Source organism: Shewanella sp. WXL01 (assembly GCF_012263345.1).
GTDB classification, from domain to species: domain Bacteria; phylum Pseudomonadota; class Gammaproteobacteria; order Enterobacterales; family Shewanellaceae; genus Shewanella; species Shewanella maritima.
Map to the genome: position 1 here is coordinate 477,352 of NZ_JAAIKQ010000001.1, position 22,564 is coordinate 499,915.

The following is a 22,564-nucleotide window of genomic DNA, read 5'->3' on the forward strand; positions in this document are numbered from 1 at the left end:
AAAGGAAAAATTTTCGCCAAATAGCTAATTTTTGCATTTCTGTGCAAAACCACATTTAGATTGTGTACAATTAAATGATCTACATCTCACTTTGTGTCGCAAAAACGTGTTTGGTCAGCTGAGTGAGCTGATCATCACGCCATTAAGTAAGAGCTTTAATATGAAACAACCCGAGTTAATGTTAGAGAATCAGGTTTGCTTCTCGCTTTATAGTTTAACTAACGCGATGGTGCGTGCTTACAGACCTTTACTTGAGTCGATTTCTCTGACTTACCCGCAATATCTAGTGATGATGGTGTTGTGGCAAACCTCTGGCATTAGTGTGAAAACCTTAGGTGAACAGCTGCATCTCGATTCAGGTACATTAACTCCTTTGTTAAAACGTCTAGAGGTAAAGGGATTAGTGTTGCGCGGGCGCAGTGAACAAGATGAGCGTGTTCGAGTGTTACACCTTACTGAAGAGGGACAGGCGCTCAAACAACAAGCCAGTGAGATCCCTGGTTTAATGCGTTGTAAAGTCGGTGGCGAGATAGAAGAGTTGCAACAACTCAAAGCGCTGTGTGACAAGACTCTGGCTCTGATGAAAGACTAATATAGGCTCAGTGCTTTAGACAGACGCCAATAGATAGGGCAGTACATCACTGCTCTTTTTTGTTGTTGGCTGCCATTTCTCAATTCTCACATGAGCGCTTTTTCACTTAGACACTTTTCTCACATAGTCATTTAGTCACTTTGGGCGCTCCCCAACTGTTCATTAAGTTGTCATATATCTGTCATACTATTTAGCGTAAAACATCAGCGTTTGAGCCTGTAAGATTGTTCACATACTTGTGCTGATCGGTATAAATACAATAGATATAAAAAAGGTTAGCCACATGATTTATTGGCAGATTTTTACCCGCTTTTTAGCCTTAGGTTTAGTCAGTTTTGGTGGGCCTGCAGCCCATATTGGCTATTTTCGCAAAGCATTTGTTGAAGAGCTGCAATGGCTTGATGATAAACGATATGCCAGTCTCGTTGCGTTAAGTCAGTTTATGCCTGGCCCAGGATCGAGTCAGGTTGGTTTTGCCATTGGTTATCATAGAGGTGGCTTGCTTGGTGGTTTCGCTGCATTTGTTGGCTTCACCTTACCTTCGTTTTTACTGCTGTTCTTGCTGGCTGTTACCAGTGCTAAATGGCTAGATATGCCTGCGGTGCAGGGCATGATCCATGGGCTCAAATTACTTGCAGTAGTCATCGTTGCCGATGCCACTTTGGGCATGTTTAAGCAATTTTGCCAGCGCAGTGCTGCGCAGCTCATTGCTGCCTTTACTGCTATTACTTTGATTATCTTCCCTGCAATGGCTACACAAATTCTGGTGTTACTTGTTGCCGCATTTGTTGGGGTAATGACTCTTAATCGCGAGCCCAAAACGGCAAACATTGATCAGCTCGCTCAGTTTCAAGCGCAGCCCATCAAGCTTAACTATGTCTGGTTAGCTGTGTTTGTTATAGGCTTGATTGCATCAGTTTTGTTAATTGATAAACACCACAGTCTGGGGCAAGTGTTTGCCCAGTTTTATCAGGTGGGTAGCTTAGTGTTTGGTGGCGGCCATGTAGTCCTACCATTACTTGAGTCGAATGTGGGTGAGTTAGTCTCGCCAGAGCGCTTTTTAACTGGCTATGCCTTAGCCCAGGCGATCCCAGGCCCTATGTTTGCTTTAGCGGCCTTTTTAGGTGCAGATATCTGGTTAGAGTCGCCGATCCTTGGTGCTATTGTCGCAACACTAGCTATCTTTTTGCCGGGTTTTTTACTGATGCTGGTAGGACTTAAAAGCTGGCATGCCATCAGTCAAAGACCAGTGATTTCAGCGGCTATTGGAGGAGTTAATGCTGCTGTGGTTGGCTTACTGTTCGCCGCACTTTATTCACCAGTATTTACATCTGCCGTCTTGAGCCCCGTGGATATGGGGCTGGTAGTACTTGGCTTTGCGCTGCTGAAAATCATCAAGCCGCACATTGTCGTGTTGGTAGCTGGATTTGCCACAATCGGCGGTGTCATTACCCTGTTTTAGCTCCGCGCTTGCTTAACAGATATCAGTTTGGGTCAGAGTAAACTGTTAAATCTTAATCCCTTAAATAGATTAAAAAACGATTTTTAGACCAGTAATTAGAACTCCGTATAGCTAGTCAACTCTGCTTATTAACATTTGGGTCAGAGTAAAATGTTAAATTCTAATCTTTTATTTGGATTAAAATTGGGTTTTTAAATCTGTTTAAAGGTTTTTTTAGGTTTTCGGACTGGAAAGTAGCCACTTTTAACATTTGGGTCAGAGTTGTGACTCTGACCCAAAAGTTACAAAGCGAGTATTAAGCTTGGGGATTATAACGCTGCTAACCTCTCAGCTTTGACCGCGCAGACCTTGTATTCAGGGATCTTAGCGACAGGGTCGACAGCATTAATCGTTAGTTTGTTTGCAGCGGCTTCAACAAAGTGGAATGGCAGGAACAGCACGCCTGCTTGAGCTCGTTTAGTAACAAACGCGCGTATGGTGATTTCACCGCGGCGGGTAGATAGCTTAATGTCTTCGCCATTACTAATCCCGAGTTTTTCAGCATCATAAACCGAAATCATCACCTGAGGCTGACCTAGCTTATCTAAACCTTGGGTTTTACGACTTAGCGTACCTGTGTGGAACTGCTCAAGTAGTCGCCCTGTCGACAACACTAACGGATATTCCTCACAGGTTTCTTCAGCTGCGGCGCGATACTCAACAGCTGTGAATAAGCCTTTACCGCGAACCGGGCCATTAGCATGCATCACAGGTGTGCCTGGATGTTGCTCATCTGCACACGGCCATTGAATGCCTTTAGCAGGCTTGCCGTCTGCGTTATTGTTTAAACGCGCCCAGGTGATGCCTTGATATTGCGGCGTAACCAGATTGATTTCAGCGGTAATCGCTTGTTCATTGTCATATTGCCAGTTTGCGCCCATTTCGTTGGCAATTGCTTGTACGATACGCCAGTCCTGTTTGGCTTGACCTGGTGGTGTTAGCACTGGTTCTAAACGTTGCACACGGCGCTCAGTATTGGTGAAGTGACCATGCTTTTCTGCGAACGCAGCGGCAGGTAGCACGATGTCAGCATACTGAGCCGTTTCGGTTAAGAAGATATCTTGCACCACTAAAAACGGCAGCTTTTCAAGCGCGTCAATCACGTGGGCTTGATCAGGATCGCTCAGTACTGGGTTTTCACCCATCACAAACAGTGCATCGACTTTTTGCTCGCAAATCGCGCCCATTACTTCTGTAGCCGTTAAGCCCACATTCGGCGATAGTTGGGTATTCCAGACTTGTTCAAACTTGGCCTGTATAGCTGGGTTATCCACTTTTTGATAGCCAGTGTAGTACTGTGGCAGAGCGCCCATATCACAAGCGCCTTGCACGTTACTTTGGCCACGTAGTGGGTTAATTCCCGCACCTGATTTACCTAGGTTCCCCATCAGCATTTGCAGGTTAGAAATCGCGGTAACATTGTCGTGCCCTGAGGTATGCTGGGTAACGCCCATGGCGTAGTAGATAGCCGTTTTATCCGCAGTGCCAATAAGCTTAGCCATGTGTTTGATATCGTCAGCTGACACGCCGCAGATTTTCGCGGCTTGCTCTGGTAGATATTTTTGCTGCAATACACATTGCTTAACTGCATCAAATTGCTCGGTATGGGTGTCGATATAGGCTTTGTCATGCCAGTCGTTGCGAATAATCTCACCCATGATGGCGTTGATTAGCGCAACATCGCTGCCAGGTTTTTGCGCGACATATAGCTCAGCATCATCGGCGATTGAAACGCGTTTAGGATCAGCAACCATTAACCGAGCGCCGTGCACTCGAATGGCTTGTTTGATTTTAGACGCGATGATCGGGTGGGCATTACAGGTGTCTGAGCCCAAAATAAAGATTAAGTCAGACTCCTTAATTCCCGGAATATCACCTGTCATGGCGCCGCTGCCTAAGCTTTGTTGCAGCGCAGAAACAGTACTTGAGTGACAAAGGCGCGCACAGTGATCAACATTGTTAGTGCCTAATACGCTGCGGACAAATTTTTGCAGTAAGAAGTTATCTTCGTTAGTCGCTTTTGCAGATGCCAGTGTAGCAATAGCATCACCGCCTTTTTCAGCTTTAATCGCACTAAAACGGCTGGCGATAGCAGAGATTGCATCATCCCATGAGCATGGCTCAAGCTGACCGTTTTTGCGCATTAATGGTGTGGTAAGACGCTGCTCACTTTGAATAAAGTCGAAACCGAAACGACCTTTGACACATAACATGCCTTCGTTGACATCTGAGTCTTTACTGCCTTCAACATGGCATATTTTACCCGTTGATGGCGACACGCTGACATTGATGCGACAGCCCACACCGCAGTAGGTGCAAATAGTTGAGGTTGTCTCTAATTTTTCTGTTGTGCCCTGACGTTTGTCGCGTGCATCAACGAGTGCACCGGTTGGGCAAACCTGCACACAGTTACCACACTGCACACAGGCACTTTCTGCCATAGTGACATTAAAGCCCACGCGCGGTGCGCGGCGCTGCTCTGTGCCAACCAATTCATTTGGCAATGCTTGATAGCTGTCTTGTTCAAACTGAATCACGTTGTGACCGCTTTGCTGACCACAGATATCGACGCATTTGCCACAGCTGATACAGCGGTTGGCATCAAATTGGATGAACGGCGTGGTTTTATCCACACTAAAACGCTGCATCTGGCTTGCATTTAATTGCTTACTATCAACATGGTATTCGGTTGCGTAGTCGCGAAGTTTACAGTCGGTATTGGCTTGGCAGGCACATTCCAGGCAGCGCGCCGCTTCTTTCATGGCATCATCTGGCTCAAAGCCTTGCTCAACCTCATTAAAGTTAAGTTCACGTTCAATAGCGCTTAACTCACTCATTTTGTAGCGAGCTTGAGGTTTGATGTTTGGATAAAGCTCAGCAGATAGCTCTGCTGTGTTATTTGCCTTGGTAGAGTTGAATGCTTGCTTGGTTAACTCACAGCTCAGCCCTTGTTTTAGTTGCTTATCAATCGCAATTGCGGCTTTGCGACCATCACCAATTGCAGCAACAGCGGTTGCTGGGCCGCGACGCGAGTCGCCAATCACAAATAACTTATCAACGCCTGCTGACATAGTATGTTCACAGCCAATAAAGGTGTTCCAGCGTGATAGTGCCAGCTCGCCCGAGGTTAAGTGGCTACCTGGATGCTCTAAAAAGCTCATATCAGGCGTTTGTGAAACCGCAGCAATGACGGTATCAAACTGCTCTATAAAGGTCTTGCCGGTGGCTTTTGGTGAGCGACGACCTGATGAGTCTGGCTCGCCTAAAGCCATTTTTGCTAGTTCTATAGCGCAAACCTGGCCGTTGTCGTCACTGATATTTTTGACTGGGTTAGTTAAGAAGTGGAACTTAACACCCTCAACTTCCGCCTCATGGATTTCGTAAGGCTCAGCAGGCATGGCATCTTTAGTGCGGCGATAAATAATCGTGACATCATGGCCCTCGCGCACGGCTGTTCGGGCGCAGTCGATAGCTGTGTTACCACCGCCTATGACCGCAACTTTCTTGCCTATTTTATAGGTTTTTTCGGTGCAGTAATCGCGCAGGTAATCAACCCCTAAATAACAGCCGCCAAGTTCGCTGCCTGGGTACTCCATGGCTACCGCTTTTTGCGCGCCAATAGCTAAACAAACCGCATCATAGTCGTCGGTAAGTTGTTTTAAATGTACATCTTGCCCGAGGCGAGTATTAGTTCTTATGTCTAAGCCATTGGTACACAAAAGTGCTATTTCTTTATCAAGTATGTCTTTTGGCAGCCGATATTCAGGTATGCCGTATCTGAGCCAGCCACCTGCTTCAGGCATGGACTCAATAATGGTGACTTGATGGCCTTGGTTAGATAAAAAGTAACCTGCGCTTAACCCCGCAGGGCCACTGCCAATAATGGCGACCTTTTTGCCCGTGTCAGCTTTGCGCTCAACCTGGTAACTGTGCTCATCAGCAAGGTCGAGATCTGCTGCATGGCGTTTTAGTTGGCGGATAGCAACGGGTTCGTCTACCAAGCCTCGGCGGCACTCTGTCTCACAAAAGGCTGGGCATACGCGGCCAATCGATAAGGGCAGTGGTAAGGTTTGCTTGATTACTTTTACGGCTTCAGTGTGATTGCCTTGGGCGATATGAAATAAGTAACTTTGAATATCGACACCAGCAGGGCAGGCTGTTTGGCACGGTGCTTCACAGTCAGCAAAATGATCCGACAGGATGTCGGTTAATGCATTGCGGCGAATTTCACTGAGTTGGCTGCTCTGGGTAGTGACCTGCATATTGTCACTCACTTTTGTTTGGCATGCTTTAGCAGTGCGGCAACTGGCATCGTGGTTATTGATTTCTACCATGCACAAGTTGCAGTCTTGCTTATATTGCTGCTTGGTCGATTGGCTATTTAGTGGGTCGCATAAACTCGGAATAGTTATGCCAGCTTTAGTAGCCGCCTGGAGCAGGTTTTGCTCCGGCTCGACAGTGACGAGCTTGCCGTCTATGTTGAGTGAAATCATGGTGCAGGCCTTGGAGGTTGGTAGGGCCTGTTAATCTTTCAAGATTATTTTTGCAGCTGCTTGTTGGAAATTTATACAAGGCAACGACTTTGATGTGTGGTTGTTCCACATGATAAGTCGTTAACGCAGTAGAAATGACAACAAGCGCTGCCTGAAAGGTTCGTTTAAAAGCACTTTACTCTTTGTTGTGAGCGAGTTTGTTTAGGCGACTAGACGTCATCGCTCACGTCGCGATTAAAGTGCTTTTAATTCGAACAAATTCTAATCAGCAAAGATCAACAGGCCCTCGTTTCTTTTATTAGCACTACAAAATATAACGAATCAGTTGTGAACCAAATTTTGCGCACAGTTTATGAGTGTTTTTTGCAAGCTTATTCACAACGATCAAGCGTTTTGTGCACTTAGCACATGCTAAGGTGGTTTGACCTGGGATCTGACTCACGCAACATTGATGATTAATCGATCTGGCTCACAGAATCGGAATCAAGTTTAATCGGCTAGCAAATAAGAGGTGAGTAATTTTGCAGCAGACTATACGATACCAATCTTCTGTCTACACATTTGTGTAGTTGGTTGCAAGTTGGGGTTTTTGATCTAGGTCATCCATTTAGCATAAAAAGTTTGCTCAAGCGCCTGATTAACTTTTATTTAAAACCTATACTTTAGTTGTAACAATTGTCCTGGAGTGTAAACGATGTCCAAACTTTCCCTTAAGAGTAAATTGTTAGCGCTAGCGTTGATCCCGCTAACTTTTATTCTAGGTGTGCTGCTTGTCATTTTTTATGTCAATGAAAAGCAATCCCTACATGATGATATTCAGCATTTCAAAAACGAATTATTAGAAGAACGTAATACCCAAATGAAAGAAGCGCTTGATATTGCCCAAGGGGTAATCAAGTACGAGCAGTCTTTACCCGGTGGCGGTGACTTTAAAGCTGCCCTGCGCAACCTTACCTTTGGTACAGCGGGTTACTTCTATATCTATGACGATAAGGGCAACAGTATTTTCCATGCCATGCTGCCAGAGCTAGAAGGGCAAAACAAAATGGACATGGCGGATCCGCAAGGTACGCGTATTGTTGCCGGCCTGTTGGACGCGGCTAGATCAGGAAAAGGTAGTTTTACTTACTATTACAAAAAGCCAGGCACTGGCGAGCTAATGCAAAAAATTGGCTACGCGGTAATGTTGCCTGGTACCAACTGGATGCTTGGTACAGGTGCCTACATTGACGATATTGAAGAAAATATTGCTGAGTTTGAAGCTGTTCAGCAAGAACGGATGAACGAAAAACTTTTCTTCGTGATATTGCTCGCGTCTGTCTTAGGTTTAGCCACTGGTTTTGGTGTGGTGATCGTGTCTAAGAAAATGGTCGATCCAATCGAGAATATGGCGCAGTCGCTTAATGATATTGCTAAAGGTGAGGGTGACTTAACCAAGCGCCTGGATGTGCACGGTGAAGATGAGATTGCTCAGCTTGGGCGCGCATTTAACCTGTTTGTTGATAAGCTGCATGCCATCATTACTGATGTCTCTAACTCAACCAACAAGGTTAAGGCTGCGGCGGCGTCAATTAATGGGCAAACAACCGATATGTCAGATCAGCTGTATAACCATAATAACGAGATCGATCAAATTGTTACTGCAATCACTGAAATGTCAGCAACGGCTAATGAAGTGGCACAAAACACCAGTATGGTGGCAGATGCGACACAAGTAGCAAGTGGAAATGTAACTGAGGCACAATCTTGTGTTGATGCGTCATTGACAGAAGTTTCTACCCTAATGCAGCAAATTGATGAAGCGTCGAGCAATATCAAATTGCTAAGCGAGCAGTCGAAGAAGATTAACTCAGTACTTACGGTGATTGGTGGCATTGCTGAGCAAACAAACCTGCTGGCACTTAACGCAGCAATTGAGGCTGCAAGGGCAGGTGAGCAAGGTCGCGGCTTTGCGGTGGTTGCTGATGAAGTGCGTAGTCTTGCAAGTCGTACCCAAGCGAGTACGGTTGAGATTAACGAAATGCTTGCCGATCTGCATAAACTGGTGAGCAGCGCCGTGGATCAAATGGAGCAAAGTCAGCAAAGCTGTGTTAGCTCGGTTGAGTCATCGCGAGCGATTTCTGAAAGTCTTGGTGCGGTGACATCGTCAGTGACCAGCATTAATGACATGAGTACCCAAATCGCGACTGCAGCGACTGAGCAAAGCTCGGTAACTGAAGAGATCAACCGCAACATTAACTCGGTACAAGAAATTGTAAATCACTTATTGGCATCGAGTCAGGATGCTTCAAACGTAAGCCAAGAGGTGGCTAACGACGGTGACGAGTTAAGCGCTCTAGTCAGTCAGTTTAAGATTTAAGCTTTAGCTTGGTGAGAATAAAAAATGAACCGCTTTTAGCGGTTCATTTTTTTTACAAACACTACCACGAATAAGGCTATGGTAAAGCTGCCGGTAAATGCCTCAATAGCGGCAATTGCTCGTGAAAAACCAATGGGGGTAAAGTCGCCATAGCCAAGTGTTGTAAAGGTAACGACTGAGTAATAAATGCAGTTTAGAAATAACGCAATGTTTTCGGAAAATGACAGTGATGTGGTGAATACATGAGCTTGCCCATCAAAGTTTAAGCCAGTAAAGAAGTAACAAATAGCGCAGATGAAGATCAGCGCCACAGAAAAACCAATAACCCTCAGCGGTGCCTCGCCATAGCCACAAAACAAATCAATTGATTTTGAAATTATTCTATCGAGTGACAGTTTAGGCATTCGACGGCGACGCATAATCAACTCTTTGCGCATGAAAAAACCTGCCATGGCGAACAAGCCTTGCCGATCAGCGGCTTTATGTAAATCACGATAAATCTCTTCGGATTGCTCGTAATAATCGAGCGCTATCTCCATTTCGCCTACTTTTTCGGCTTGTTTTGCCATTTTTTCTTGCTTGAGCATTTTGCCCGTGCAGATATTATCTATCTTGGTCCCGCGCCATTTTACTCCTAACAGGTTAGTACCAATCAGGTTGGCGCAATGTACATTGGCGTCACGCAGATCGGCCTTCATTAAGCTGGCTTTTTCAAGATTAAGGTTGAACATGTGAGCGCCGCGTAAATTGGCTCGGTACAATTCTGCATGGCTCATATCAAAGCCAGTTTTGGAATGATGTTTAACTAAGTCAATACCCGCGAGATCAGCTCGTTTAAGGCTAATACCACGCAGCATACCACCGGCTTTGGCATAAGCTTCAAGGCGGGCTTTATCTTCAGGTTTGTTTTTTACGATACGGGGGTCGTGCCAATAACAAAGCCCTGAGGGCTCGGCAACTTCGGTGCATGAGAACCCTTCATCTTCGTGATAGCAGCAGGTTGGTTTTTGTTCGCTCATGTGTATCAGTATAGTCAAGCCAAATGAAGCTGTTATGGGCTTGAAAAATAATCTGCAAATGTTTGCTATTTATCCGCTAAAGCCCCTAGGTTTAGGGCGTCTCATGGGGTAAAATGCGCGGTTAATTGTATTGTTTATCGCTAAATTAAGTTGAAAATTCATGTTTGAAGTTAATCCTGTCAAAGCCAAAATTAAGGAACTTGCTGAGCGCACCGAATTACTTCGGGGGTATCTTTGACTACGCTGCTAAAAGCGAGCGTTTAGAAGAGGTCTCCCGCGAGTTAGAAAGCGCTGAAGTTTGGAACGACCCTGATAATGCCCAGGCATTAGGTAAGGAACGTGCATCACTGGAAGCTGTAGTAAAAACCATTGATGACATGGACAGTGGCCTAGAAGACATTGAAGGATTACTAGAGCTGGCAGTTGAAGAGGAAGATGAAGATACTTTCAACGATGCAACTGCTGAGTTAGACGATTTAGAAAAGCGCCTGGAAGAGCTCGAGTTTCGTCGTATGTTCTCAGGCCCGAATGATGCAGCAGATTGCTACCTTGATATTCAGTCAGGCTCTGGCGGTACTGAAGCGCAAGACTGGGCTAACATGGTGCTACGTATGTACTTGCGTTGGGGCGAAGCACACGACTACAAACCTGAGCTTATTGAAGTAACCGATGGTGACGTTGCGGGTATTAAAGGCGCGACCGTTAAATTTAGCGGCGAGTATGCGTTTGGTTCATTGCGCACCGAAACGGGCGTACACCGCTTAGTGCGTAAGTCGCCATTTGACTCATCGGGTAAGCGTCACACTTCATTTTGCTCGGTATTTGTATACCCAGAAATTGATGACTCAATTGAGATTGACATCAATCCAGCGGATTTACGTATCGATACCTACCGCGCATCAGGCGCTGGTGGTCAGCACGTAAACAAAACTGAATCTGCAATTCGTATTACTCACTTACCAACGAACACGGTTGTGCAGTGTCAAAATGACCGCTCGCAACATAAAAACCGTGACTCGGCTATGAAACAATTAAAAGCGAAACTGTATGAGCTAGAAATGCTTAAGCAGAACGCTGACAAGCAAGCCGCGGAAGATGCCAAATCCGATATTGGTTGGGGCAGCCAAATCCGTTCATACGTGCTTGATGACGCCCGCATTAAAGATTTGCGCACTGGCGTTGAAAACCGAAATACCCAAAGCGTCTTAGACGGCGACTTGGACAAGTTTATTGAAGCTAGCCTGAAATCTGGCCTGTAACGAGAGAAGAAGATGACTGAACAAACTCAAGACGAAAACAAGTTAATTGCAGAACGTCGCGCGAAATTAGATCACATCCGCGAAAACTGCCCGGCAAATGGTCACCCAAACAACTTCGATCGAAAACATAAGGCAGCTGATATTCAAAAAGAATACGGCCACTACTCGAAAGAAGAGCTTGAAGGCATGAACATTCAGCGTTCGATTGCTGGTCGCGTGATGGCGAAGCGTGGTCCATTCCTGGTTATCCAAGATGTATCTGGTCGCATTCAGGCTTATGCACCAAAAGATGTGCAAAAAGATTTAAAAGCAACTTATCAAGGTCTAGATATCGGTGACATCATTGGTGTAACTGGTCAGCTGCACCTGTCTGGTAAGGGCGATCTATACGTGAACATGGAAGAGTACCAACTGCTAACTAAAGCATTGCGTCCACTACCAGAGAAGTTCCACGGTCTATCAGATCAAGAAACTCGTTACCGTCAGCGCTACGTTGACCTAATTGTTAACGAAGACTCTCGTGAAGCTTTCATCATGCGCTCGAAAGTGGTTACCGCTATTCGTAACTTCATGGTGAAAAAAGAGTTTATGGAAGTTGAAACCCCTATGATGCACAGCATCCCAGGTGGTGCTTCAGCGCGTCCATTTATCACGCACCACAATGCGCTAGACATTGAAATGTACCTGCGTATTGCACCAGAGCTTTACCTAAAGCGTTTGGTTGTAGGTGGCTTTGAGCGTGTGTTTGAGGTTAACCGTAATTTCCGTAACGAAGGTCTATCGCCACGTCACAACCCAGAATTCACCATGATGGAATTCTATATGGCGTACGCTGACTACAAAGATCTGATGGACTTAACCGAAGAAATGCTGAGCTCAATTGCCACTGAATTATGTGGTTCACCACAGCTACCATACGGAGAGCACACCATCGACTTTGGCGGCCCATACGCGCGCTTAAGCATGTTGGATGCGATCAAGAAGTACAACCCAGACAACGAAACTATTCAGTCGATGACTTATGAAGAAGTTAAAGACCTAGAATTCATGCGTAACTTGGCTAAGAGCCTAGGTATGACTATTGAGAAGTTCTGGACTTGTGGTCAGCTGCTTGAAGAAATCTTTGGTGAAACTGCAGAGCCGCAGCTTATGCAACCTACTTTCATCACAGGTTACCCTGCAGACATTTCACCGCTTGCACGCCGCAACGATGAAAACCACTTCATTACCGATCGCTTTGAGTTCTTCATTGGTGGCCGCGAAGTAGCTAATGGCTTCTCAGAGCTCAACGATGCTGAAGATCAAGATAGCCGCTTTAAAGCACAGGTTGATGCAAAAGATGCAGGTGACGACGAAGCCATGTTCTACGATGCCGACTACATCACAGCACTAGAGCACGGCCTACCGCCAACAGCTGGTCAAGGTATTGGTATCGACCGTTTAGTGATGCTGTTTACTAACACACACACTATTCGTGACGTGATTCTATTCCCAGCAATGCGTCCTCAAGGTCAGTAATTGCTACTAGTTAGTTAGGCTATAGCTCGCTAACAGTAAGAAATAAAAAACCAGCCTATTCACAAGAATGGCTGGTTTTTTGTTGTCTCATTTTCACTCATATCTTTGTCTTCAGCACGTTCAGTCGACCAAATAGACCTCGATATCAGCTTGTTGATGTCTATTTACTCCTGCCTTAGCAAATAAATAATTTAAATTGCGGTTTTCCAACGCGTTGGTGTCAGCTGTTTGCTTCACTCAAATTTGATATTTCTTAATACATATACAGTGATTATTAAGTATCGCGCTAAGCTAATTTAGTTGTATCTTGATATAAAACTATGAAAATAAAATAAATTCTTTGTTGTGAAACAGTAACTGCGATAGAATTTTTTGTGATTTTATAGTTTAAAAATATTTACCTATGTGGAGTATTTTACAGCATGGCATTTGATTACGGATCGATTGATCTCGGGTTGAAAAACCCATTTAAAAAGGAAGGCGCAGTGACTTCTCTGCGTGGGTTGCTTACCACCGCTTTGGGTGTGTATTTACTTATTGAAGCCGCAGCTATTGTTAAAGAAAGCGCGGTAATTGGGTGGATTTTAGTTTTATTCGGTTTAGTGCTGTTAGGCGCGGGTTTAAAGGTAACCACTGGCGGCGTGATTGCAATGATGCGCTATTTTGTCGGTCGTAACCACCCAACCTCGTTAGCTCGCAATTATAGTCGCTCAGAGTCAACGACGGCGGAGCATGAAGCTGGCTATGTTGCTTATAGCAAGCAGCGCCTTATCGAAATGCTAGTTGGTCGAAAAAACGTGACTTTTGTGGAGCCTCAGGGGTTTCTTGCTCGTCTCGTGCATACTATTTTCCCGCGCTTAACCTTTATGCCTTATCCGGTGCGCAACATGGCGCAGCGTTTATTCGGTGCTTGGGTGAAAACCATTGTTGCACTGGCAGCATTTGCATTGACCGCTTTTGTGTCTTTAGCTGGTTTTGCCGGTGAGGTAGGCGAGTTTGCTTTCCCGATTTATTCAGTTGTATTAACCCTATACTTGATTAGTGTATGGCGTAGTGCCGGCAGAGCTATTGGTCGCAGCGCGGATCGCAATATTCCTGCAATGGGTACCAAAGAGCTGACTAAAGTGATTGCTGGTGCGATTATTTTCCCTGTAGTGATTGCCACTAGTATCGCTTATGTAATGCAAGCGAACCGCATCAGCATTAGAGATCTTGAGCAAATTATCCAGTTCTTGCCAGACTTTCACGCCTGGGCTTACTTTGCTGCTATTTTGCTTGGTGCAATTGTTAGCTCAGTATTTATTAGTGTGATGATTTTTAAGCGTCTGGCTTTATCTGATCCAAAAGTTGAAGTGTCAGAACTGCGTGATAACTGGCAAGAGTCGATTCACCCTAACGAGATTTTCATTAACCTTGATAATCTGGTGATGGCAAATAGACGTTATAAAGAAGTGCCTAACCGCGTATATCAAGGGCTTGAACCTGAGCTAAATGAGCAAGTTGAAGGAAAGGGCAACTTCCGTGGCGAAATGCTGCAAGAGATCCAGCCAAGATTTAAGCCAATGGACTTAGGCGCTGCTTTTGGTGCAATGCGCATGCTTAGCTTGCTCTTAGGTAACTTACTATTTATTGGCGCGTCAATTCTGACTGTGTGGCTGGCCTTTAGCGTGGTAGATTTATACCGCGTGGTTGAAGGTGTGCCGCTAGAGGTGATTGTTAAGCAATCATCGCCAGAGCAGGTATCGATGTTGAGCGGCATGCTAGGAACGATTATTCATCTGGTGTTAGCGGGTATTTTGCTGCGCGCTTTTGCTCACATGCTGGCAAATGCGGCTCACTTGTTCTTCGCTGAAATGCAGTTTGTTAGCCAGCTAATTTACATGAAAGTAGAGGGCACGTTTACTGAGTCACGTATTTCGACAGGTACGGGCATCCATGATTCAACCCGTTCGGAAAATACTTTAGTGCGCTCTAGTATCACGCCTTGGGTGGTAGTCACTGAAGCGGTATCAAGCACCTTTGCAGCAACAGGTATGAGAAACCTAGAGCATCCACGTTACATCATGGAAATGCACAAGGCTGATCAATCACTAGATAGCATACGTCATGATGTGATGAGCTTTATTAAAGACCGCGAGTCAATTGCCGCCATCACCAGCGAGCGCGACCTACGTAATGCATCGCAAATCCATGAGATTAATGAGCAATCACGTGCAATCCCAATGCAAAGTAATGAGCCGCTAGCCATTGCTAAGCAAGAGGAAGAAGCCGCAGCCTTATTACGTCAAGAGGCTGAAGCTGACGAACAAGCATCTACACCGGCATAGTCAATTGCTTAGCTAATAGGGCTTAAGTTTACCAATTAAAAAAGGAGCACAATTTGTGCTCCTTTTTTTGCGCATCGGGCAAGTGCTAGTGGGCTTCTTCAAATACGATTTTGTCTAGCATGCCATCTTCGGTAAACATCAGGTAAGACTCTTGGTTTGGTGCTGTGTGGTATTTAAATACCTTAGTGTCGTCTGGGTTTATCGCAATCTTTGCTGGTTGCCCCACCAGTTGGATAACTTTTTCAGCGTTTACTTTACCTAGCTCAAGTGCCGCGATTTTGGTCTTGTCGATTGTTGTGTGGTGCGAGTCAGTTGATTGGCAAGCTGTGGCTAGCACCATAGATAATAATGCCGTAGAAAGTGCTTTTATTTTCATTGTTATTCCTTGAAACTACTGCGATTTATAATGGTCATTAGTTTTTGGTATTTGACCTTTAAGGCTTATCGCATCCAGGGGAGTTGATTAAAGCTAGTGAAAGTGATGCAAACAATTAACATCATTCACCCAAAAAATTCACAGCGAGTATTAATCAATACGGTGTAAGGTAATGTGATTTTGATCACGTTAGATGGATAATGGTTGTTACTGCTATGCATATGAATTTGCGTAGTATTTTGTGCTAGCTAGTGTTTCAAAGTGTAACCCAATGAAGATGATTAAACGAAGTGTTTACTCACCGGGCTTTTTAAGCCTAAGTGACAGGTACAGCCAGGTAGCAGCGACTATTCCTGTTGATAAGGTGCCGTTGTAGCCCCAGCCGATAACAGTGGGTTTAAAGATGAACACTTGTAGCGGAAACAGTAGTGCAAACCAAAGTGCAGCCACTTTAGAGTTAAAGTAGAGCAACATGGTTTTGTTGCAGTGTGGGCATAACTTTTGTGGTCCTTTTGTTTTTAACCCGAGGGTGAAAAAGGGAAACACCTTATCGCAATGTGGGCAGCGCATAGCTAACTTCCTTGAATACAGCTAGTTATAAGTAGTTCTTGTAAGTAATCGTTGTGAGTAACAGACATTACTGTATGGCGTTTTGCCGGAGACTTTATTGACCAAACTCACAATGTGTAAGCTTGGGCAGATTTAGCTGGATGTTTATCTTAAAAGTTAGCTGTGAATATGTTTGTTGCTGTTTGGGCACTTGTTAACTAGGGGCAAAAGTACGGATTTTAAGCAGACTTTGTTAGTACAAATTTCAACCTTTGCTTGTTACACTGGCTAGAATAATCAAAAAATATAATGAATTAATGCAGCTCAAGCACATACAAGGTTACATCCAATCTATTTATTTCGCGGTGTACGACGATAAGATTTTATTGCTAGATGGTTGTTGCAAAGCCGATGTGGACAGAATTCATGATTACATCACCCTTGAGTTACAGCGGCCAATATCCGATCTCAAAGCCGTAGTGGTCACCCATATGCATCCTGATCATGCAGGTGCTGCAAATCAGCTAAAAGCACGTTATGGCTGTAAAATTATCACCGCTAATGTCACAGGTAATTGGTACAGTGGGTTTGATGGTTGGTGCATGTTCGTTAGTGATATTTTACTGACTAAATGGGTAGCTAGCCGTTTAAAAAAGCCACGAAAAAACATTTGGTATTGGCCACGCCTACAGGCTGATTACTTGTTGAGTGATGGTGATTTGATCCCTGACTTTGAACAATGGCAGGTAGTTGAAACTCAAGGCCATACCGACAGAGACATTTCATTGTTTCATCAGCCGACTAAAACCGTGTATGTCGCCGATTTGGCTGTGCAGGTAAAGAATAAATTTATCCCACCATTTCCAGTTTTTTACCCCAATCGTTATAAAAAATCGCTGCAGAAAATAGAACAGCTGCGACCAAGCAAAGTGATTTTGGCTCATGGTGGAGAAGTAGCAATTACCCATGAGGATTATCTACACCTAGTAAGTCTGGCGCCCACAATGCCAGCGACTCATTGGCGAGCTACCAAATCTAAATTGGCTAAAGTGTTTAAGTCTTGATTTGCTTGTTGAGGCGGCCCTAGCCTAGTTTGACAGGGCATCGTCCCTCATTTTTATATTGTGCCGCTAATCTTTGCGGCCAAGAATGCGTAGAATCCGCAAGAATAGATTAATGATATCCATGTATAAGGCTGCCGCGCTATCGATGGCGTTATCGATAGTTTTAGGAATTTGATTCGCTCGTCCCCAATCAAGGCCAATATAACCACAAAAGATCAATACCACTATCCAGTCGATAAAATCGTGGTGAATACCAAAAATAAAGATTTCAATTAGCTCAACGATCACCACTAAAAGCAGTGCGATAAATAGTACGCCCTCAATTCTTTGGAAGAATTGCGGAAACAAGGTGCCCAAACACATCATGGCGATGGTGACGAGCCCGGTAACGCGAATTGCCTCAATTACAATGTCTTGGCTGTACTCACTGACGACTAGGTTAACGATTAACCCAAACGGCACCACAACCAGGTTATAGCCGATAAAGCTGACAATTGGCTTATCAGAAGTATTGAACAAATATACCCCCAACATACATGAAGCAAAGTAACCAATGAGAAACAACAGCGGGTTGACGCTATCGATTAATGCTGGGTCTATGGTTGAAACCATATACCAGTTAACTCCAAATCCCCAGCATAGGGTAAGGCCGATGATCAGATTATAAATTGCTGGATTGACTTCAGGCGCGCTGCTAGATACTCGCTCCCAAACACTGTCATTCATTTAAACCCCTTTGTATCAGTGTCGCTATATTAGCGATTAAGAAATTAATTGTTTAATTTTAATAAGTTAACATTACATTCTATCTCAATCACCGAGGCTCTCAATTACATGTAGTCTTTATTTATGGTTAATTTTATAAACCTAGCTGCAGCTCAAGGTTTTGAAACTAATTTATAGGTTGCTGTTCGGTAAAGTGTTACTAATTCAGTGTGTTAACCATGGTTGATTACATTTGGTCTCTTTTTGTCTGTCTAGGTAAGTGCTAGTATGTTGCCAGCTTGTTAACTTGGGCGTGAATCCTAAGAGGAAGTTAATTAGTAAGTGCTATTTAGCCAGAGCTATAGCGCTTGTTGATGAAGACTGATTAAGCGGTCACTTTAATCAGCAAAGGGGCGTAGACCCCGACTTTATTATGTTAAGGGAGCAACATGAAAATACCCGCAGCAATTATTATGCTGGCAGTTAGCTTGACTGTAGCAGGCTGTCAAAGCACAAAAATTAAAGCCAACAAACTGCCAAAAGGCGTCAAAGTCAGTAAGAGTGTGGAAGTGCCAAACACCACACAAATTGCTTACTACCTGCCTAAATCTGCAACTGAGCATCGTTTTTATTTAGACAATTGGAACGTTTGGGTCGAGCCAGGCAAAGGTTTAAAAAATGGCGTTGAAGCTGCTGTAAAAGCTTACTTCCCAAACGCGCTGGCTTTTGATCCTAAGAGTGATACTCAAGTCGGTTTACTAATCGACATGGAACCTAAGTGGAGTTTTGATTCTGGTGATGCGGTAATGACGATGAAATACCGCGTGTTGGATGCCAATCAAAAGGTGATCCGTGAAGGTGAGAAAGAGTATGACAATGCCATTGGTAATATTTCAAGCAACACCGCTTTTTATAATGCGAGCTTGCGCGCGACGCAATTGATTCTGGTTGACGTGCTAAACAAACTGCAGCCAACAGCAACCAAGTTTGCTGCCGACCTCGTTTTAGCTGATGTGAACGCCAATGACTTAGTAAATCTTGAAAAACCGGTAAGCACAGGTACCGGATTTTATATCAATGAAAATGGTCAGCTACTCACTGCTGCCCATGTATTGGATAACTGTCTGGTTACCAAGATGAAACTAGGTGATGAAATGCAGCAAGTGAGTATTACGGCTAAATCTGCATTGCTGGATTTGGCGGTCATTGATAGTCACCAGCAGGTAGAGCAGCACTTGCCTTTTCGCATTGATGGTAAGTTTCATTTGGGTGAAACCGTTACCAATGTAGGTTATCCACTACAAGGCCTACTCGCCGCATCGCCCAATCTAACCCGAGGCAATATTAGTTCAAAAACGGCATTGAAAGGTGCGATGGGGCAGTTCCAGTTCTCGGCGCCAATTCAGCCTGGCTCAAGTGGCGGGCCTGTTGTTTCTGAGGGCGGTGAATTATTAGGTATTGCAGTTAGCACACTAAACTCAGCCAAGATGATTGAAGCGGGCGTTCTGCCGCAAAATGTTAACTTTGCACTTGAAGCTAAGTACGCAGCTAAATTCCTAGACAAGCACGGCGTTAATTACAGCAAGGTTGAAGCCAACAAAAACGGCAACATTGAGGTTGCAAATCAAGCTGCGCTCGGCTCGGTTGTTCAACTCAACTGCTATCAATAATTGAGGGCCAAGCAAATGAAAAAACTAATTATGGCTGCGGCACTAACTCTGATGTCTGCTAATGCTGTTGCTGAGAAGATTGCCTTACCGCCATTAAATTACACCAGTTACATTGGAGCTGACGAGCTTTACGACAAGCTAAAACAGTCTGAGGTGTTTAGTAATCTTGATAAAGAAAACTTTGGCACGCCGATACGTTTAATTGTGCGTTACCGTACTGAAAACACAGCTGGTGGCTCTGCTGCAGGTTTTACCTCGGCAATTCTAGCCGGTGGCTCGCTCGGTATTTTACCTGTGGTCACCAACAATGATTTTGTACTGACTTATGAGTTGACGGTGCAAAATCAAGTGATAGCAGCAATTGAGTATCGTGAAAACTTCACCGAAGCAGCCAACATGTATCAAGCTGAAGACTTACATCGCCTAGATGGTGATGAGCTAGTTTGGGTGATGACCACCGCTGAGCAATTTATTGAGCAGGTACAAGCTGACCCCGAAGTCAGGTCATTGATTGAAGAGTATGACTATTACTTTGGTGAGTAGCTGACGTCGCTCATTTTGTAATAGAGTGAGCTACGCGCTGTATGTAATGATTTAAGCCACTTTGCCCCTGTGCCAGGATCGATGCCGCTATAGCACATGGTCAAAGTGGTTTTTTTTAGCCTGATACCTAGGCCCTTGTTATGCTGTGTTTAGGCAGCTCTAGTTTAGGCTGCTCTAGTTTAGGTTAAGGGGCCTGATAGCTAATTCGATAAACCACATTGGCAGCATCATCTGACACTAGAAGTGAGCCATCATTTAACGTTAGCACGGCAACAGGTCGACCCCAGCTTTGTTCGCCTTGTAGCCAGCCTGTGGCAAAGGGCTTGTATTCTTTTACCTTGCTGCCATCTAAGGTGACTTGCATTACCCGATAGCCCACTTTACTGCTGCGATTCCACGAGCCATGCTGGGCGATAAAAATGCTGCCCTGGTACTGCGCAGGGAATTGCTTGCCCAAATAGAATTCCATTCCTAACGCGGCAACGTGCGCGCCCAAATTTAGCTCAGGCGGAGTATTTAGTTTCGCTTTGGCAGCATCATAAAACTCTGGGTCTTTCACGTCAGCATTGTGCACATAAGGGAAGCCAAAATGTTGCCCCTGCGTTGTCACCCTATTTAACTCATCATCAGGCAAATCATCGCCCATCATGTCGCGACCATTGTCGGTAAACCAAAGCTCTCCAGTTTGCGGGTGGAAGTCAAAACCGACGCTGTTGCGTACACCTTGCGCAACAGTGGTGGCCTGTTTAGTGGTGACATCTAGCTTGAAAATCGATGAATAAGGCAGTGGATCGTCACACACATTACAAGGTGCACCCACAGGTACATATAACAGGCCATCGGGGCCAAATTTAATATTCTTCCATCCATGGTGGCGATCATTAGGTAGTTTGTTATAAACCAGCTCAGGCGCGGGAATGCTTGGCAGAGTGTTTTCGATGTCGCGATAGCGCCAGATTTTGTCTACCTCAGCGACATATAAATCACCTTGGTGGTAGGCAAGGCCTGATGGCATAAATAAATCGCTGGCGATCCGGATTTGCTTGTCGGCTTTAAAGTCTTGATTGGTGTCGATTAGTGCATACACGTTACCTGCACGGCGACTACCAACAAAAACCGTCCCCTTATTGCCTAGGGCCATTTGCCGCGCGTTTTCTACGTTTTCTGCATACAGTGAAATACTAAAGCCAGGTGGCAACTTAATCTTTTCAAGCGGTAGCGCATGGCTAGCTGCGCTAAGCATGCTAATACCCAAAGCAGAAGTCGCGAAGATAAGTGATTTTAAAGAGAGTGAGTTTGAAAACCTACGATTAGTCATAGCAGCGTCCTAGCGTGATGTAAGCTGTTGGCATCATGGCAAAAATTCTATTGGTTGAGCAAGTGTTTTTAACTCAATCACCGTGATGTATTTTTTGCTACAGCAAAGTCACTTAACGTCTTTAACGACTATTAAGTTAGCGCCTTTTAAGGCAAAATAGCGCCCCAATTATCGGTTGCAGCAAATAAGGGCAAACAATGACTCAATTGACCATTACCACTCCAGATGATTGGCACCTACATTTTCGCGATGGCGACATGCTAGGTGAAACGGTTCCAGCAACGGCGCGACTATTTAAACGTGCGATTGTTATGCCTAACCTTGTACCACCAGTGACCACTGCTCAAATGGCATCTGACTACCGCGATCGTATTAATGCTGCGCGCCCACAAGGTAGCGAGTTTGAGCCATTAATGACGCTATTCTTAACCAATAACACCACAGCGCAAGACATCATTGATGCTAAAGCCGCTGGCGTTGTTGCTGCAAAATTATATCCAGCTGGTGCAACTACCAACTCAGATGCAGCGGTCAAAGCGCTTGATGCTTTATTCCCAATCTTTGAAGTCATGGCTGAGCAAGGTATGTTGCTGCTTATTCACGGTGAAGTGACTGAGTCACACATTGATATCTTCGATCGCGAGAAGGTATTTATCGATCGTTACATGTCGCGCATTGTGAAAGCGATGCCGAACTTGAAAGTCGTGTTTGAGCACATTACCACTAAAGATGCTGCTGAGTTTGTGGCCGATGCTGCTGACAATATTGCCGCTACCATTACGCCGCAGCACTTGTTGCTTAACCGCAATGATTTATTAGTTGGTGGCGTACGTCCACACAACTTCTGCTTGCCAGTGCTTAAGCGCAACATTCACCAAGAAGCATTGCAAAAAGCGGTTGCGACTGGCTCGAAGAAATTCTTCCTAGGTACAGATTCTGCACCGCATGAGAAACACCGTAAAGAGTCAGCTTGTGGCTGCGCTGGTTGCTACAGTGCTTGGTCTGCCCTAGAGCTTTATGCGCAAGTATTTGATGATTTGGGCGTGCTAGATAAGTTAGAAGGTTTTGCCAGCCATCACGGTGCAGACTTCTACGGCCTGCCTCGTAACACAGGTACAGTTACGCTTGTGAAACAAGACTGGGTGGTACCAGAGCAAATCATTTTGCCAAACGGTAACCCAATTGTGCCTTTCTTTGCCGGTGAAACGGTTAAGTGGAAGGTAAAAGCCTAAGCTTGAAACACTAACCGTTTAGTGGAAATTAGAAAGCCA

Annotated in this window: 16 protein-coding genes; 10 read left to right on the plus strand and 6 right to left on the minus strand. The window is 44.8% G+C overall.

Translation table 11 applies throughout. From position 1 onward, the window contains the following. Positions 1 to 160: 160 nt before the first annotated feature. Positions 161 to 592: a MarR family winged helix-turn-helix transcriptional regulator gene (locus G3R49_RS01890; protein ID WP_167868483.1), complete on the plus strand. Its 432-nt coding sequence runs from the start codon at positions 161 to 163 to the stop codon at positions 590 to 592. A 283-nt stretch (positions 593 to 875) separates the two neighbouring features. After that, positions 876 to 2,054: a chromate efflux transporter gene (chrA, locus tag G3R49_RS01895; RefSeq protein WP_167868484.1), complete on the plus strand. Its 1,179-nt coding sequence runs from the start codon at positions 876 to 878 to the stop codon at positions 2,052 to 2,054. Between the two features lie 308 nt (positions 2,055 to 2,362). Here the strand turns inward: chrA and fdhF are convergent, their stop codons facing one another. After that, on the minus strand, positions 2,363 to 6,586 hold the full coding sequence (gene fdhF / locus G3R49_RS01900; protein ID WP_167868485.1) for a formate dehydrogenase subunit alpha: 4,224 nt from the start codon (positions 6,584 to 6,586) through the stop codon (positions 2,363 to 2,365). A gap of 694 nt (positions 6,587 to 7,280) precedes the next feature. Between fdhF and G3R49_RS01905 the strand changes: the two genes are divergently transcribed. Continuing rightward, positions 7,281 to 8,945, plus strand: coding sequence for a methyl-accepting chemotaxis protein (locus tag G3R49_RS01905; protein ID WP_167868486.1), 1,665 nt, complete (start codon positions 7,281 to 7,283; stop codon positions 8,943 to 8,945). A 35-nt stretch (positions 8,946 to 8,980) separates the two neighbouring features. Here the strand turns inward: G3R49_RS01905 and G3R49_RS01910 are convergent, their stop codons facing one another. After that, the gene (locus G3R49_RS01910; RefSeq protein WP_167868487.1) at positions 8,981 to 9,964 is read right to left on the minus strand and encodes a pentapeptide repeat-containing protein; all 984 of its coding nucleotides are present in this window, start codon (positions 9,962 to 9,964) and stop codon (positions 8,981 to 8,983) included. A 160-nt stretch (positions 9,965 to 10,124) separates the two neighbouring features. On the opposite strand from G3R49_RS01910, the gene prfB reads away from it, so the two are divergent. The 3 genes from prfB (at position 10,125) to G3R49_RS01925 (ending at position 15,068) form a co-directional block, all read left to right on the plus strand. Further along, positions 10,125 to 11,223, plus strand: a protein-coding gene (gene prfB / locus G3R49_RS01915; RefSeq protein WP_167868488.1) for a peptide chain release factor 2 whose coding sequence is annotated in 2 segments (ribosomal slippage) — positions 10,125 to 10,199 and positions 10,201 to 11,223 — 1,098 coding nt in all. Because the reading frame shifts where the segments join, the coding sequence is not laid out codon by codon here. Between the two features lie 12 nt (positions 11,224 to 11,235). Continuing rightward, positions 11,236 to 12,741, plus strand: coding sequence for a lysine--tRNA ligase (gene lysS, locus G3R49_RS01920; protein ID WP_130598768.1), 1,506 nt, complete (start codon positions 11,236 to 11,238; stop codon positions 12,739 to 12,741). A 422-nt stretch (positions 12,742 to 13,163) separates the two neighbouring features. Continuing rightward, positions 13,164 to 15,068: a hypothetical protein gene (locus tag G3R49_RS01925; RefSeq protein ID WP_167868489.1), complete on the plus strand. Its 1,905-nt coding sequence runs from the start codon at positions 13,164 to 13,166 to the stop codon at positions 15,066 to 15,068. Positions 15,069 to 15,153: 85 nt separating this feature from the next. On the opposite strand, the gene G3R49_RS01930 is transcribed toward G3R49_RS01925, so the two are convergent. After that, positions 15,154 to 15,444, minus strand: coding sequence for a hypothetical protein (locus G3R49_RS01930; RefSeq protein ID WP_130598764.1), 291 nt, complete (start codon positions 15,442 to 15,444; stop codon positions 15,154 to 15,156). A 294-nt stretch (positions 15,445 to 15,738) separates the two neighbouring features. After that, complete coding sequence (locus G3R49_RS01935) at positions 15,739 to 16,014, minus strand: hypothetical protein (protein WP_130598762.1); 276 nt, start codon at positions 16,012 to 16,014, stop codon at positions 15,739 to 15,741. Positions 16,015 to 16,310: 296 nt separating this feature from the next. On the opposite strand from G3R49_RS01935, the gene G3R49_RS01940 reads away from it, so the two are divergent. Beyond that, on the plus strand, positions 16,311 to 17,057 hold the full coding sequence (locus tag G3R49_RS01940) for an MBL fold metallo-hydrolase (RefSeq protein WP_167868490.1): 747 nt from the start codon (positions 16,311 to 16,313) through the stop codon (positions 17,055 to 17,057). Positions 17,058 to 17,123: 66 nt separating this feature from the next. Here the strand turns inward: G3R49_RS01940 and G3R49_RS01945 are convergent, their stop codons facing one another. After that, on the minus strand, positions 17,124 to 17,783 hold the full coding sequence (locus G3R49_RS01945) for a Bax inhibitor-1 family protein (protein ID WP_167868491.1): 660 nt from the start codon (positions 17,781 to 17,783) through the stop codon (positions 17,124 to 17,126). 428 nt (positions 17,784 to 18,211) lie between these two features. Between G3R49_RS01945 and G3R49_RS01950 the strand changes: the two genes are divergently transcribed. Together G3R49_RS01950 and G3R49_RS01955 are read left to right on the plus strand one after the other, a co-directional pair. Next, positions 18,212 to 19,432 (plus strand): serine protease, encoded by a 1,221-nt coding sequence (locus G3R49_RS01950; RefSeq protein ID WP_167868492.1) that lies wholly within the window; start codon positions 18,212 to 18,214, stop codon positions 19,430 to 19,432. A gap of 15 nt (positions 19,433 to 19,447) precedes the next feature. Next, entirely contained in the window at positions 19,448 to 19,975 is a 528-nt protein-coding gene (locus G3R49_RS01955; RefSeq protein ID WP_130598756.1) for a hypothetical protein, read from the plus strand. A gap of 184 nt (positions 19,976 to 20,159) precedes the next feature. On the opposite strand, the gene G3R49_RS01960 is transcribed toward G3R49_RS01955, so the two are convergent. Next, entirely contained in the window at positions 20,160 to 21,218 is a 1,059-nt protein-coding gene (locus tag G3R49_RS01960) for a sorbosone dehydrogenase family protein (protein WP_210147105.1), read from the minus strand. Positions 21,219 to 21,490: 272 nt separating this feature from the next. On the opposite strand from G3R49_RS01960, the gene pyrC reads away from it, so the two are divergent. Next, positions 21,491 to 22,525 carry a dihydroorotase gene (gene pyrC / locus G3R49_RS01965; RefSeq protein WP_167868494.1) on the plus strand — a complete coding sequence of 345 codons (1,035 nt, stop codon included), beginning with the start codon at positions 21,491 to 21,493 and terminating at the stop codon, positions 22,523 to 22,525. Positions 22,526 to 22,564 lie beyond the last annotated feature (39 nt).